Source organism: Actinotignum inguinis, assembly GCF_051265835.1.
Lineage (GTDB): Bacteria > Actinomycetota > Actinomycetes > Actinomycetales > Actinomycetaceae > Actinotignum > Actinotignum timonense.
The window spans coordinates 30,379-44,767 of record NZ_JBOZDP010000005.1 but is presented as its reverse complement, the minus strand read 5'-3'; the positions used below and the strand labels follow the sequence as shown (position 1 = coordinate 44,767).

At 57.0% G+C, this 14,389-nt stretch carries 13 protein-coding genes; 3 read left to right on the top strand and 10 right to left on the bottom strand.

Annotation, left to right across the window (positions count from 1 at the left end; all coding sequences use genetic code 11):
• Positions 1-46: 46 nt before the first annotated feature.
• Complete coding sequence (locus ACRQFC_RS04320) at positions 47-1,435, bottom strand: pyridoxal-phosphate dependent enzyme (RefSeq protein ID WP_284896811.1); 1,389 nt, start codon at positions 1,433-1,435, stop codon at positions 47-49.
• A 76-nt stretch (positions 1,436-1,511) separates the two neighbouring features.
• Between ACRQFC_RS04320 and ACRQFC_RS04315 the strand changes: the two genes are divergently transcribed.
• Entirely contained in the window at positions 1,512-2,210 is a 699-nt protein-coding gene (locus ACRQFC_RS04315) for a CYTH domain-containing protein (protein ID WP_284896810.1), read from the top strand.
• A gap of 76 nt (positions 2,211-2,286) precedes the next feature.
• Here ACRQFC_RS04315 and ACRQFC_RS04310 read toward each other — a convergent pair whose 3' ends face one another.
• The 5 genes from ACRQFC_RS04310 to ACRQFC_RS04290 all read right to left on the bottom strand — a co-directional run bounded on the left by ACRQFC_RS04310 (position 2,287) and on the right by ACRQFC_RS04290 (position 10,755).
• The gene (locus tag ACRQFC_RS04310) at positions 2,287-3,915 is read right to left on the bottom strand and encodes an ABC-three component system protein (protein WP_284896851.1); all 1,629 of its coding nucleotides are present in this window, start codon (positions 3,913-3,915) and stop codon (positions 2,287-2,289) included.
• A gap of 58 nt (positions 3,916-3,973) precedes the next feature.
• Complete coding sequence (locus ACRQFC_RS04305) at positions 3,974-4,234, bottom strand: ABC-three component system middle component 6 (protein ID WP_284896809.1); 261 nt, start codon at positions 4,232-4,234, stop codon at positions 3,974-3,976.
• Between the two features lie 334 nt (positions 4,235-4,568).
• Complete coding sequence (locus ACRQFC_RS04300; protein ID WP_284896808.1) at positions 4,569-5,828, bottom strand: GIY-YIG nuclease family protein; 1,260 nt, start codon at positions 5,826-5,828, stop codon at positions 4,569-4,571.
• Positions 5,828-8,002, bottom strand: coding sequence for a DEAD/DEAH box helicase (locus ACRQFC_RS04295; RefSeq protein ID WP_284896807.1), 2,175 nt, complete (start codon positions 8,000-8,002; stop codon positions 5,828-5,830). Before ACRQFC_RS04295 ends, ACRQFC_RS04300 begins: the two co-directional genes overlap by 1 nt.
• Positions 8,003-8,004: 2 nt before the next feature.
• Positions 8,005-10,755 carry a DNA methyltransferase gene (locus ACRQFC_RS04290; RefSeq protein WP_284896806.1) on the bottom strand — a complete coding sequence of 917 codons (2,751 nt, stop codon included), beginning with the start codon at positions 10,753-10,755 and terminating at the stop codon, positions 8,005-8,007.
• Between the two features lie 169 nt (positions 10,756-10,924).
• On the opposite strand from ACRQFC_RS04290, the gene ACRQFC_RS04285 reads away from it, so the two are divergent.
• Complete coding sequence (locus ACRQFC_RS04285) at positions 10,925-11,104, top strand: hypothetical protein (protein ID WP_284896805.1); 180 nt, start codon at positions 10,925-10,927, stop codon at positions 11,102-11,104.
• 22 nt (positions 11,105-11,126) lie between these two features.
• Here the strand turns inward: ACRQFC_RS04285 and ACRQFC_RS04280 are convergent, their stop codons facing one another.
• Entirely contained in the window at positions 11,127-11,753 is a 627-nt protein-coding gene (locus ACRQFC_RS04280) for a hypothetical protein (RefSeq protein WP_284896804.1), read from the bottom strand.
• 95 nt (positions 11,754-11,848) lie between these two features.
• On the bottom strand, positions 11,849-12,334 hold the full coding sequence (locus tag ACRQFC_RS04275; RefSeq protein ID WP_284896803.1) for a helix-turn-helix domain-containing protein: 486 nt from the start codon (positions 12,332-12,334) through the stop codon (positions 11,849-11,851).
• Between the two features lie 173 nt (positions 12,335-12,507).
• Between ACRQFC_RS04275 and ACRQFC_RS04270 the strand changes: the two genes are divergently transcribed.
• Entirely contained in the window at positions 12,508-13,278 is a 771-nt protein-coding gene (locus ACRQFC_RS04270; protein ID WP_284896802.1) for a DUF4261 domain-containing protein, read from the top strand.
• 57 nt (positions 13,279-13,335) lie between these two features.
• Here the strand turns inward: ACRQFC_RS04270 and ACRQFC_RS04265 are convergent, their stop codons facing one another.
• The gene (locus ACRQFC_RS04265) at positions 13,336-13,956 is read right to left on the bottom strand and encodes a hypothetical protein (RefSeq protein ID WP_284896801.1); all 621 of its coding nucleotides are present in this window, start codon (positions 13,954-13,956) and stop codon (positions 13,336-13,338) included.
• A gap of 14 nt (positions 13,957-13,970) precedes the next feature.
• Positions 13,971-14,354 (bottom strand): TM2 domain-containing protein, encoded by a 384-nt coding sequence (locus ACRQFC_RS04260; protein ID WP_284896800.1) that lies wholly within the window; start codon positions 14,352-14,354, stop codon positions 13,971-13,973.
• Positions 14,355-14,389: the final 35 nt, after the last annotated feature.

The following is a 14,389-nucleotide window of genomic DNA, read 5'->3' as shown; positions in this document are numbered from 1 at the left end:
GGCACAGAAACCGCCGGCAGGATCGGCGCGGGCCACGCGCCATGTCCTATATAAAGAAGCGGAATTCGGGCGAGCCGGGTTCGACCTTGTGAATATCAATCCCGGAGCGGTCCATGCGATCCAGCAGGTCAGCCAGGTTTTCCGGGTGTTGAATATCGATGCCCACCAGCGCCGGGCCGGTCTCGCGATTGGTTTTCTTCGTGTATTCGAAGTACACGATGTCTTCGTCGGCCACGAGCACGCGGTCGAGGAATTCTTTAAGGGCCCCGGGTTTCTGGGCGAAGGTCACCAGGAAGTAGTGGCGCAGCCCCTCGTAGACCATGGAGCGTTCCAAAATATCGGCGTAGCGGGAGACGTCATTATTCCCACCCGAAATTACCGCGATGAGCGGGCGCGGTGTGGTGGCGGGAGCGGCGCCACTGCCGGAGAGTGCGGCGTCGTCGTTCCCACTAACGGTACCGGTGCTCACGTTAGTGCCCACGGCGCCGGCACCCGCGCCGCCGGTGCTAGCACCCACGCGGGTTTCGACCAGGGTATTCAGGCGCCCCACCGCGGCCGGGGCAAGCGCGCCGGATGGTTCGGCAATAATCCCGTCCACCTGGTAGAGGTTGAGCATTTCGGTACACAGCGCGCCTTCGGGCACGGTGACGAAGCCGTCCACCAGGTCGCGCGCTGCGGCGTAGGTGAGGTCTCCCACGCGCGCCACCGCGGTGCCGTCCGCGAAATTATCAACGGAATCCAGCGTGACCGGCCCGCCCGCGGCCAATGCGGCCTGCATAGACGCAGCGCCGGTGGGCTCCACCCCGATCACCCGGGTGTGCGGATGCGTATTTTTCACCCAGATCGCGGTGCCGGCCAGCAGCCCGCCGCCGCCCACCGGCACCAGCACGGCCTCGGGTTCCAGCCCGCTTTGCTCCACGCACTGCTCGAAAGCTTCGGCGATCACGGTGCCCTGCCCGGCGATAATCGGAGCGGCGTCGAAAGGATGCACAAAGGTCGCACCGTGCGCAGAGGCGTACGCCAGGGCGGCGCCGGCTGCGGCGTCGAACGTAGGGCCGCCAATAATCTGTTCCACCCACGCACCCCCGATATCGCGGATCCGTTCGCGTTTCTGGCGCGGCGTGGTGGCGGGCAGGAAAATCTTGCCGTGAATCCGCAGGTGATTGCAGGCGTAAGCCACGCCTTGCGCGTGATTGCCGGCCGATGCGCACACCACGCCGGCGGCGCGTTCCTTCTCCCCGAGCGCGTGAATCGCGTTGTATGCCCCGCGAACTTTATAGCTGCGCCCGACCTGCGTATCCTCGCGTTTGAGGTAAACGGGCCGGCCGAGGGCGGCGCTGAGGCGCTCGGATAGCTGCAGCGGGGTGCGGCGCACCGTGCCCGCGAGGGTGCGGGCGGCTGCGGCGATGAGCTCGGGTGAAGGTAATTCAGTCATCCTCCTATTGTGCCGGGATGCGGGCGCGATGGCGTGGCTGTTTCACCACGTGGGTGCGCGCGTCTACGATGGAAGCATGATGGAACCCGGCCACGGCTCTGGCATCGACGCGGACGCCGATTTCGAATTCGAACGCAAATTCCTGGTGCGCGAACTCCCCGACGACGTCGCCGAGCACGCCTCCACCCAGGTCATCATCCAGGCTTACACCTTCGCGCAGGACGGCTACGCGGTACGGGTGCGGGTACGTTTCCCCGATGCTTTCGTACCTTTTGATGAGTTCGACGACGCCGCCGACTTCCGCGGTGGTTACGAACGCCGTGCGCTCGCGCGGATGCTGGGGGCGGGATGCCCGGCGAGCGCCTCGGTGGCGGTGAAATCGCCGGTGGTCAGTGCGGAACGCTACGAGAAAGAAATGGAAATTGATACCGATGTGGCCGTGCAGATTCTGCGGCGCTCGGTGGATCTGGTCCTCAAAAATCGTTTCTCCCTGTGGATCGATGAGGACGGCTGGGAATTCGATGCTTTTGGCGGGCAAAACGCGGGGTTGATTATTGCGGAAGTGGAGCGGCGCGCGCCGGTGGTGGACCTGAAAATTCCAGATTTTTGCGCCACCGAAGTTTCCGACGATCTGCGTTTCACCAATGACCATCTTTCCAAGGACCCGTGGATGCAATGGGGTGCGGCCTATATGGAGGAGCTGAATGCGCGCGGCCCGCATTTCCTGGATTTGCGCGCGCCGCAGCAGCGCGAACGCGAGGGCGAGGGGGCGTGAGCGCGAGGGTCGGGTGAGAGCGGCGGGTGCGGGAATTGAGTTTCATGCGGCGCCTCCCTCATAGGGGAACGGCACTTTAGTCGAAACGGAACCCGAAGAGCCCGCCCGTTTCCCCAGCGTCCGTCAGGACCGGGTCAATGGCGTAGTTGCGGCGCTCAAATCCCTCGTTTTCGGCAGCGGTGAGCCGGTCGGAATTGAGAGTCACTATATATTGGAATCCTATTTGATCCGCCAGCCGCGCGCCGATATTGAGGCAGGAAGCAACCTGGCGGTCATCCATGGAATCAAATAGCTGACTATCGTGCACCAAGATTCGCGGGGCGCGCCCGAGTGGGATCGCCGTAACCACGCAGACCATATCAAGCAGGAAGGTTTTGACACCTTGGATTCCCGCTGAGGCATCACCGTCAATCTTCGGGATAACTTTCAGGGTGCCTTTGTTTGTTACCTCGATGAGGAGGGACACCTTTCGGTCAGTGTAGATTTCTTCACCGAGCTTCTGGAAAAGAACCAAGGCTGCTTCGAGGCGGGGCCCGAGATCCTCGATTTCGGTTCTTAGGCCGGCTTCCGCCTCGGCTTCCATAGAGCGTATATGGAGCTTCGTTTTGGTTACGGACTGCACAAACTCCAGTTTTTGTTCCAGGTTGGAGACACGGGTATCCACCTCGGTGAGTTCGTGCTGGGCATGTCGGAATGTTTCTAGTGCCATAGAATCCTGCAGGAGTTTCATGACACGTGCACGTTCCTGGTCGAGATTTTGGCGCTCAGAGTTTATTTCTTCGAGACGCCGATTCACGCTCTGCAACTCTGACTCAAGGTACAACTTCCTGTTGCGGATCACGGAAGCGTGGAAAGCAACGACGTCACTGAAACGGCGGGTTGTGGCCTCCGGGAGGGTAATACCGATTTCGGCATACATCTTTTCGAGCTGTTTCAGCCTTACAGCTTCGGCAACGGGAGGATGTTCTTCCGCTATCGTGAGTTCGATATCCCGCTTTCGCTGTTCAAGGGAGAGTCCTTCGTCGTTGAGATCCCTGATTGCATGCGAAAGCCGGTTGGCCTCTTGCTGGTGGTCAGCATACTGTTCATCTACCCGGAAGACTGAGAGATGAGATTCCAGCCGAGAGCGCTTTTCGCGCGCCTGCGCCAGATCAGCACGGAGCTCTGATTCGCTGAGATGTATATTTCCGAAGGCCCCATCGGACATGGCCTTTTGAAGGGCACGCCGATTCTTTTCCAAAGCCACTATGGCACTGGCTTTGCCGAGTAGTTCGGGTGAAAATCCCAGAAAGAAGCCGATACGAATTCCGGATTCCCAATCAGATTCCACGCGGTATGTTTTGAGGGGGTCGGCGAAGTAATCCCGAGCTAACTGCCCGAAGAGCTGGCCCACCGTTGGATATTTGGTATCCGTAGGAAGGCTGCACAGCTTCGCGAGCTCACGCCTCCATTCGGCAACAGCGGTGGAGGATCCGTCAATGAAGACTTTTGTTTGCGGTGATACCGGCCTTTCAATACGGGTTGTTTTTGTGGCGCTATCCAATCCGAGGTTCGCCCAGAAGGAATGCTGGAATAACTGCGGAATCTTGAGACTCTGATCCAGATTGCCCCCGAGAAGGTAGCGCAGTATTCGGATAAAGCTTGTTTTCCCCGCACCGTTTCGGCTATCTCCCGAGGTGGATTCAGCTGTCTTATCCGCGAGCACAATATTCAAGCCGTCATGAAAGTTCAGTTGCTTGAAGCGTTCGTCTGAAGAGCCCAGGTTATGCAGGAACACGGCGTATCACCAACTTTCCCGATTCGTTCCAGGAGAGTGCGTTGATGGCAAAAAGCATCGATAACGCAAGGGAAAACCAAGTGAAGCTGATGTTGGTACCGTGCTGGAGTTCTGCATCCTTCGAGCCCTTCGAGAATTTCTCCCAGAGTGTGGAAACAGTTGTGGGTGAATCTAAAAGCTCGATGATGCGTGCTCCGACGGTGAGTAAGGCTTGGTCAGGAGTTATTCCTTTAGTGGGAAGCAGCATTGCTTAGTCACCTCCGGTGTGCGGTTCTGACTATCAAGTTTACGGGTCACGCGAGCGGGTAGGAATGGCTGGATTTCGTTGAATTCGAGTTGAATGTGAGTAATGGCACGGCTGTGGGTGTCTCAAAAACCGCAAGCATTGTTGCGCATGCGTTTAGACTTATACAAGTACTCACTCGTTGTTACATTAACGGACCTGTGTCGCCATATTGGCGTGCACACCACGGCATGTGTATCACTCAACCTGAGGTGAGCGGGTTGCTTGATCCGGCCGTTGAGGGGCGGCGTGCAAACGCCGCCCCTCTTTATTTTGTTTATTTACCCTGTTTTCTCCCCTATACTCCTTTGATTTCCACGAAACTCTCGCTCCCCTTGTCATAGCGGTACCGGGTGTTTTCCCCGTTTTGAATGAGCTCAACGGCGGTGGCGATGGCTTCGCGCGGGACGATGAACCATTCGCTCGGGTCGTAGTTTTTGCCCTCGCTATCGATTTGCGAGAGGGAGACTTTTACGTCCGCGAAGATCTGGTGGAGCAGGTGCTCTAGTTTCGCGGCGTTCACATCGTAGGTCACGTACGTGTCCACGATTTCGACGGGTGCCATGAGGTAGGTGGGTGATTGTTCCGCGCCGGCGATGCGCTTTTCTACCGGCCCGCGCGAGAACCCAATCTTGTGGAGGTTGCGCAGGCTGGAGATCTGCGGGTCTGTGGAGAGTGAACGGAGAACGTAAATCCACCCGGTTGGAGTTTCGTCCGGGGAGGCTTCGCTGGCAATTTCACTAGATGCCTCACCACCCGCCGAGGGCTCGGCGTAGGCAAGATCGTAAGCAACATCGGCGGGTTGGGTGATGATCCGGCCGTCTTCTTCAGCCATTCGTCCCGCGAGGGATTGGCGGTAGAGATCGGATTCTGTTCCGTTTTCAAAAATAACCCGAAGACGCTGCCTGGTAATCGTTTTGCCGGCACTGGTGACAGTTTTTTCGTCCTTGCCTTCGGAGTCGACGTATCCCATAACCCCATTCAGGACGAAATACAGTCCGTCCCGAATCACGTTGATTCCCGTTTCTATGCTCTTATAGGGTTTCTGCCCCACGATCCCGGCCGATAGCTGTGCATGCTTCGCCTTGAAAAGCGGCTCAAACTTCTCAAACTCTTTTGCTTTCACGCGTTTCGCCACGTAGTCCGGCGCTGCATTAGTCCGCGGCGGCGCAGCGGGGAGCCGGGACACATCGGTGATTCCGTATCCGTCGTCCAGGAGGTTGAACTCATCGGAGGCCAGAACATCATCGATACTTTGCGGGGCTTCTTCGCGGGTGAGTAGCCCGAATTCAGTGTCGAGGGCCTTGAGCTTTTCGAGCTTTTCAGGATCGGCACGGATTCCCTCCAGGCGCGCGCCGAGTTTGCGTTCCCCGATAGCGCGGGTGTGCGGATCAGGTTCACGCCCTTCTTTGGCCCGGAAGTCCACGATTTCGAGGAAGGCGCGTTCTAGCCGGTCTTCGCTAGTGAAACGCCGCGGGGCCGGGGGTGCGTCAAGCAAACCTTCGGTATCGGAGGCGAGGATCTTCGCGAATTCTGCTTCAAAATCGAAATCAGCCATTAGTTCTTATCCCCCTGGGAAGCATCGGCGCTCGCGGTACGTGCCGGTACCGGAACATCTTCGGCGTGCTTACCACCGCTGCGCACTGTTGCGGGTTCGCTCTGCTCCACCGTAGCTGCGTTATTCGCAGCTTCCGTTTCCCCGGCGCTACCGCCGTCAGCTTCCACCCCAGCCTCAGCTTCAGCCGCCGCTTCGGCCGCGGCTTTCTCAGCATCATGCTTTGCTTTTTCGCGTTGCAGGATGAGCAGGCCTTCGGCGTACAGTTTCTCGGTGGGGTCGTCGCTGCGGACGTCCGGGCGGCGGCCATTGACCTTGACCCAGTCGGTGATTGCAGGCCACATCTCCATTGCTTCTTCGGGCTTCAGAGTGATGCGGGTAGCGGCGATGGCATCTTGGATGATGCGCAGCACCGGGCTGGAGACCTGCTTGGACATCACTTCGAAGGCCTTCTGGAAGGGGTTGATGGATTCGATGAGGTCGATATTGATCTCATCAATATCCACGAACTTGTTCCCCGCTTCTACGAAGCGCCGGTCGCCCACGGTCCGCACTTCGCCAGATTTGATCACGGAGGAGACCACCACATGCTGGCGGATTTGCTCGACTTCTTTCTCAGTGATGTCCGGGTAGGTCTGGCGAATGATGCGCGGGATAAGAACCTTGTTAATGATTTCGGGTTCCGCAGCTCCGGCCGCGGCCCGCGCTACCTGGTCATCTTGCAAAATATTGGCCTTCAGGTCATCGATACCGGTGGCGATAATCTCCTTGGCGCGCTTGGTAGACGGTTCCACCAGGCCCTTGACTTCCAGGGTGCCGGGATCCGGGGTTTCGTCCGTGTTGCGCTTGGCCCGGAAGTTGTAATTCGGGGCAAGCACTTGCTCCATGAGCAGCGCCGCGGTGATGCCTTTCAGCACGTTATTGACGGAGAGTGTCACTTCGTTTTGGGTGGCATCCGGTTCGGCTAGCAGGTTCGTGAATTGCGCGTGGCTTTTCCCGGGACTATCGCGGGTGACGCGCCCGATGATCTGGATGAGTTCGGTATGCGAGGCACGGTAACCAACCGTGAGGGCGTGTTCCGCGAAAGGCCAGTCGAAACCTTCTTTCGCCATCCCGAGCGCGATGATGATGTCAGCAGCGTCGCGATTCTTCGCGGCCACATCGGTCAAATACACCAGGGTCTTAGCGCGCGCTTTCTCATCACTATCGTCCACGAGGTCCGCGACTCGCAGCACGGCACCGGTATCGCGCCGTCGCACGAAGATCATGCAGTCGTCCCCGGGGAAACGTGGCTCTACCTGCGCAACTTCTTCGGGCGAAAGCACTTCGCCAATAATATCGAGGATCTTCCCGACTTCTTCGTACTTGTCCTTGGTGGATTCCCCGGAGTTCACGGAGGGGATATGCAGAATAGTTTTCTTGTCGAGGTCCAGCACTTCCGCGATGGCGTCGGTGTAACGGCCCTGGTAGAAGTGGTGGCCGATCCCCAACGTTTTCAGGTACTGGTAGCCGTTGAGCTGGTCGTAATAGTTGAAGGTGACGGGCGTGAATTTCGCTTCGTCTTTCGGGTCAAGCACGGGCACGGAGTCCCCGCGGAAATAGGAGCCGGTCATGGCGATGATATGCGCGTCGGACTGCTCCATAATGGCGTGCAGCACGGAGCCGAGCCGGTTGTTATCCAGGTCAGCGGAGACGTGATGGAATTCGTCAATCGCGATCACGCAGCCGTTGAAATCCTCGGGTTTGGCCTGCTCAAAGGCGAAACGCAGGGTGGCGTGCGTGCAGACGAGCGTAGCATCCGGCCCTTCGAGGAAACGCAGGAATGCGGCGACTTTCGATTCGTTGCTGCCGGGTGTGCACAGGTTGTTCGCGGGTTTGACGTCCCAGTCCGCGAAGAAGCCATAGGTGGTGAGGTCGGTGGGCGCGAAGGACGCGCCGATGGAGCGTTCGGGTACCGCCACGATCACCTTGCGCCGGCCCTGGTTGAAGAGCTTATCAAGCGCAATAAACATGAGCGCGCGCGATTTCCCGGAAGCGGGCGGCGCCTTGATGAGCAGGTACTGGGAGGCGCGCTGTTCATAGGCACGAGCCTGCATTTCCCGCATCCCGAGCTCATCGGTGGCAACCGATTTCCCGGTTTGCGCATAGGTCACGTCCACAACGTTTTCGGTGGCCACGGCTATTTCCCTTCTGCTTCGATCATCTGCTGATACTTCGCGAACAGCACCGCGAGGCGTTCCTCATCGGATGCGAACGGGGTGCTCTTGTAAAGTCTATCGACCGCTTCGTCAATTTTTTCGTGCGCTTCGCGGAGGTTGCGCGGCATGAGGTCCGCGTCGTAGAGTTCCGCGAGTGTTTTTTCGCAGTGGTATTCGCGTACATCGAGTACGCGTAGCGCACGTTTCGTGAGTTCTTCTTTCGACGACGCCGACAACTCTGGCACGGGGAAAGTGTTATAGACCAAGGTATTCGAGTAGCGGAAGTCGGTTTTCATCTTCCCGCCAACAGCGCGTAGCCAAGCCATGTGCATCTTCGAGGTCAGCAAGGCAAACAACCACGGCTCAGCATCGTAGATAGCGAACGCACTATCGGAAATGACAGTGTCAGGACCGAGGTACCCGATAGGTGCGTACACCCTCCGTTCGGAAGAAACCCTTGGAACGATAATCGAATCCGTGGGCTTATAGGACCGTTGCTTAAATCTGTGTGGTTGCTCAGCAAATTCCACTGTGCTGGGAGCTTTGCTCCGCAGCCGTTCAGCTCGGACACGTTCGAGCCGTTTCGCAATGGCGGGAATGTGCTGTGCCTCGGCGACGCAATCGTCATCTATCCACAAACAAAATCTGTCGTTTCCACGGATATATTCGGCACTTCCTACATAGTGCTTGATGAATTTTTCGGATTCAGGATAGTTGGTGAGGAGCTTTTCTACGTCCGCGGGTTCGAGAATCAAATGCCCGCCATCAGTTGGTTTAGAGCCGTATGCCATGGGTGGAAATCCGGATGAGAGTGGCTGCCGATGCTTAGTAATAATGACATCGTCACCTTCAGCGAGGTAGGCATTAATATGCTTGACCGGTTTCTCAATCCCGTCGCTAAATAGGCGTTTGGGAGCATTCGAAGCATTCCGGAGGCTGAGAACGATGACGGTCACCCCGGCATTATGAGAGGCGTTATTACTCCACTTGAACGACGTGTAGGCATAGCCAATTTCGATGCCCCCGGTCAGAACAAAGGGGAAGAGGAGACCGACGTGATCACCCTGGGTAATGGAGTTGGTACTCACGAAAGCCAGTTGAGCGGCCGTGTCTCGGATGTAATCCGCGCCTTTGAGGAACCAAAGCGAGATGTAGTCAAGATTTCTCGAGTACTCACGCTTCCCGAAATAGAAGGCCAGATCCTCCTTCTGATTGGTCGACTGCATGCTGGATCCTACATAAGGTGGGTTTCCGATTAGGTAAATTTCGTCGGTGCCGTTGTTGGGGCAGACCTCGTTCCAGTCGAGGCGGGTGGCGTTGCCGTGCACGATGTGCCCGGTTTCCTTGAGCGGAATGAGGGGGATATCCAGGCCGAACTTGGCTTTGAACTCCTGGTTCATCTGGTGCTTGGCGATCCAGAGGGATAGGGTGGCCATCTCCACGGAGATGTCATCAATTTCGATGCCGTAGAAATTCTCGATATTGATAACCGAGGAACCGAAGCCCAGGGTGGCTGCGCCGAGCTTTTCTTCCTCGCCCATGCCGAGCAGGCCCCAGCGGCCCGCCGAGGAAAGGGAATCGATGCGGTCCAGGATCGCGTGTTCGAGCTTCCGTAATTCCTTATATGCGATAACTAAAAAGTTGCCGCTGCCGCTGGCTGGATCAAAAAGCTTGATTTTTGAAATTCTTGTGAGGAGTTTCTTGAGGCGCGGTACTGATTCGCAGGCTTTGTCATATTCGTTCCAGAGTTCATCCAGGAAGAGCGGCTTGATTGTTTTGAGGATATTGGGGACCGAGGTGTAGTGCTGGCCCAGGTTGGCGCGCTGGTCCTTATCTACCACCGCCTGGAACATGGAGCCGAAAATATCCGGGTTGATTTCCGACCAATCCAGGGTGCCGAGCTCCAGGAGCGAATCGCGCGCGTGCTTGGTGAATTGGGGAACTGTCAAAGAGGCGGCGTCGTCGTTATTAATGCGGAAAAGGCGACCGTTGACGTAGGGGAAGCTCTGCAAGTAGACGGGTTTATCGGCCGCGTTGGGAGTGTCAAGCGCGTAGAAAAGTGCGGTGAGGAATGCGGCGGTGTCGGAGCCGTCGCGCTGAGTGTGCGAGCCGACCGCGCTGGTGAACTGGCCTTTTGCGAAGATGCCGGTATCCTCCGCGAAGAAGCAGAAGAGGAGGCGAGTGAAGAAGATGTTGAGGCTGTGGGGAGATTTGTCCTCGTGGAAGAGGTTGGGGTTGGCGGCGAGGAGTTCGTCGTACACCTTGCTCATGTGTTCGGCGGCGCGGCGGTCCGCGTGGGTATCCGAGGAGAAGTGCTGTTTCTCCATATTCGCCCAGGGGAGGAAGAAGGTGAAATCGCTGGCGAGTTTGGCGAGGGGGATGCTGAGGGAATCGCCGGTTTTGGTGTCAATTGCGGCGAGGGATTCGTAATTCGTGGCGATGACGAAGCGGGTATTGAAGCGCAGCGCGGCTTCGCTGGTTTTCATTTCCTGTGCGGTGGCTATGAGGTCGCGGCTGGTTTCGGCCAGGTAGATCTTGTTTTTCCACACGATATCGCGATCCGGGTTCGCCGCGACGTTGAGCGAGCTGGCGGTGGTGGAACGCAGGCGGGTGACGCTGGATTTGGAGATGCCGTACGCGAGGAGGAGGTTGAAGAAGAAATCGCGGGTGAAGGGCGCACGGGAGGTGAGTTTCTTGACGTTCTCCTCAATACTCTGGAGAGTGATGGCCACGGCCGGCTCCTTTCGCGGACGGGCCCGGGCGCGGCGCGGGTGCTGCGGCTCGGGCGGTACGTTCCTATCTTAGAGGGGGCTTGCGACAGAAATTTTGGGGAGTCGAGCGCCGACTACCATGGAGGTAATCAAACGGTAGTCCGGCCAAGGGAGAAGAAGGGTGCGGCCAATGATCGAAGGCAGGCTGAGAGCCGAGCGGCTTCAAGCGCTGCTGGACATAAATCAGGCGACGCAGCAGGAGCTCAGTGACCTGCTGGGCGTGAACCAACCCTACATCTCCATGGTGCTCTGGAAAGAAGACGTGCTCTCCGAGGAACTCGTGGTGTGGGCTGCCTATGACCCTTATTGAGCACCTTTCGGTTTAATGCAGCTTAGCCAAAAGATAAAGTGTAGTTATCGTTGAGGGTGAAAATTCCCGGATTATCTCGCTCATCACCCCACGGATCGGTGAAAAACACTCCGATTATTTCGGCATCCGACGGAACCATAAAAGCGTAGGTAATCTCTTTAGCGAATCCAGGCTGCATAAGATCGTTGCACTCCGGATTGCCGGCAATCTTATATAATTCGTCTACCTGGTCGAATTCTTGGGATTTTGCAGAGAAGGCTTTGATCTTGACAGGAAGACTGCACGTAAGATCCATAGATGTCTTTCCGACATTTTCTACCTTTGCTTTGGCCAAGAAGAACTTGCCACCTGCGTCTGGCTGTCGAGTTCCTGCTTTGTTCATCCCATCGACAATCTCGAGGTGATCGGTTTCAGAAACTTCGAGCAAAGTTAGCTTCACTGCCCCATTTTTAAGAGTGTCACCAACGTGGTGCTTTACTGGTTTTGGTGTAGTTTTCGTGGGGGATGGTGTTGGGGATGGTGTTTTGATTTGAGTTGTAGTTTTGTTACTGGGGGTAGGTGCCGCATCTTTGACCTCGTTGGAAGAGCATCCGGCCAGAGAAGTGATAATTACTGCACAAGAAACAAGAATTGTTGAAAATCGTCGCATAATATCTTTCCTTACTTGAATATTTACGCCATCTGGAGCGGGGTTATCGGGTATTTGCCAGCGTCAAGTAGTTGTGAAAATTGGATATAACACAATCAACTCTTGTCGTTAGTTTGATTATTTGATTTAGATTCCTCTCGGATTTCACGGATTGTCTGGATGATGACTTCTGGATCAATGTCGTCAAGGCCTAATTCGTACGAAATATCCGCCATTTCATCGAGCGCTTCCCTTGCTACCTGCCGCTGCTTTGCGCGGTACTTCAGAACATCTGAAAGTAGCAGTCGGCGATGAGTGGTAATTTTCCGGAAAGGTATTGCCCCTTCCTCGCACAGCTTTACAACGGTCGGGCGGGTCATATTCAAGAGGTCAGCAGCTTCCTGCGTGGAGATTTGCCTATCCCCATCTGGCTCCTCAAGCAAAGCCAACGAAATCTGTGCGCGCAGCAGCGGTGGAACCTCCACCGTAACACCGTCGAAGGACAATTCGACTCGATTTGATTTTTCAAGAAGGGCGCGGATCTGATCCATAGTCTCCCGGTTAGCTTGCGCGTTTATTTGATCATCTGAAACAGTCGTCACGTCACACCCCCTTTTCGTTTCTTTCGTTTCCAGTGTAGCGGGCCTCGCGTGGGGAGGGAAGACCATATTCTCGTGAAGCCGCACCGGCCCGCGCGCAAAAAGGAAACCCGCGTCAGCCCTGGGGAGAACCTCCGCATCGCACCCACCTTGGCCAAGCCGCTACGATAGGGCACATGGCTCAAGTTCCGGTGTCCGCTATTCATCCTGTTGCCCCTGACCACCTGGGCGCCGTCGCCCTTTTTAGTGCGCCGATTGACGTGCGCGCGGCGCTGGAACGCGTGGAAGTGGACGGCCAGGCCCTCGATGTCCACCTGGATGAGCTCCCCGGCGGGCAGGTCTTCAATTTTCTGGCCAGTGGCGTGACGGTGTTGCTCACGCCCGTCTCCGGGCCGGCCGCGCTGGAGGGCGCCGCTCCGCCGCACGCTTTCCACATTATGATGACGTTTTTCTCCGATATGGCGCGCTCTGGGGAGGACATGCCCGACCCGGTGAGCGACGAGTTCGCGGCGCGTCGTCGTACCTCCATGCACACGCTGCACCGGGTGTACACGGCCGTGATCCGCTCGCTCATGGGCGAGGAAGCCGCGGTGGGCGTGGCGCGCCCCGAGCTGGGCATCATCTACCCCGCCGATGTGGTGACCGGTTATCGGATCGACGCCGCAGACCCGTTCCTGCTGTGGGTTTACGTGCCGATGCGCGCCGGCGAGGTAGTGTCCGGGCGCACCGTGGGCCTGCCGCTGTTCGGGCACCTCGACCTCGAGGTGAAGGACAGTCACCGCCCGCGCGAGGCCGTGTACGAACTGCTCGCGAACACCGCCGGATATATTATTTCCGACGGCGCAACCCTCATGCCAGGGCAAACTCTGGGCACCGCTGCGGATGAGTCCATTGCTATCGCCCAGGGCCGCGACGGGGAGACCCCCACGCTGCGGTTGGTGTACTAAATTAGAAAAACAAAAGGAGGGTACTGCAGCCCCTCCTTTTCATGGTTTCCGGCATTATTAGCGCCAGTCGAGTGATGGCAACGGGGGACGTTTCCAGATAGTGGGTAGGCGGAACTCTGCCTTCCACTGGCCGCTATCCGGCCCGGTACTGGGCCGAACCATCCAATAATCTTTGGCCTCATAGCCTTTTTCGAGCCCCCGTTTCATAACTATCCCCAATTCATCGCCGGGAAGGAAAAACGTATCCTCATCTGTGCTCCAGAGGTACTCTTCTTCATCATCCCACTCGTTTTTAAGGGGGACTCCCCTGTACCCATTCACATCTCCGGAGCCCTCGTTCAGGTAGGGCTGTGAGATGCACCCATCGAGTTTTTTGTAGGGATTTTTCCCTACAAACGTTAAGGAAAATGTTGCGTCCCACCCAGACTTCTTATTTTCATATTCGAGGATATCCTCAGGAGGAACGTCAAGACGCCACCATGAGTCTTTGCCGTTGATGGCATGAGGATAAAGAGACATCGCATGCATCATGGCGGAAACCATGACGGACGTGCTCACACCTGTTTCTTTGGCATAAAGCCCATCGCGAGGCGGGAAATCGGCCTCGAAAGTGGACTGTGGAGTTTCCAAGGTGATGACGTCATTCTCTGTATCAAAGGTGAGACGAATCGTGTCCACGAGCTACCCCTTTCTTAGTAAATCCAATCCCCGCTCTGGGTGAAGATGAAGTCGTCACCGGGGTACTTGCTGAGCTTCACGCAGCCGATAATGAACTCCACCAGCGCCCAAATGCCGATAGTGAGCCAGTTAAACAGAATCATGCAGATTCCGATACCTACCTGCCCGCGCAGGAAACGGTGGACGCCGAAGCCTCCCAAGAAGAAAGCAAGGAGCACGTAAACGATCTTATTGACCGTGCGGAATTGCGGCTCTTGGTAATAGGCGGGCGGGGCTGTGGGATACGCCTCCGGAGCGGTGGGGTACGGCTGCCCTGGCCCCTGATACGGCTGCCCCGGAAATGGATACTGCTGGTTCTGTTGCGGCCCCCGTTGCGGGTACGGTTCGAAAGCGCTCATTGATCCAATCTTTCCTTGTGCCCGGTATGTCACGA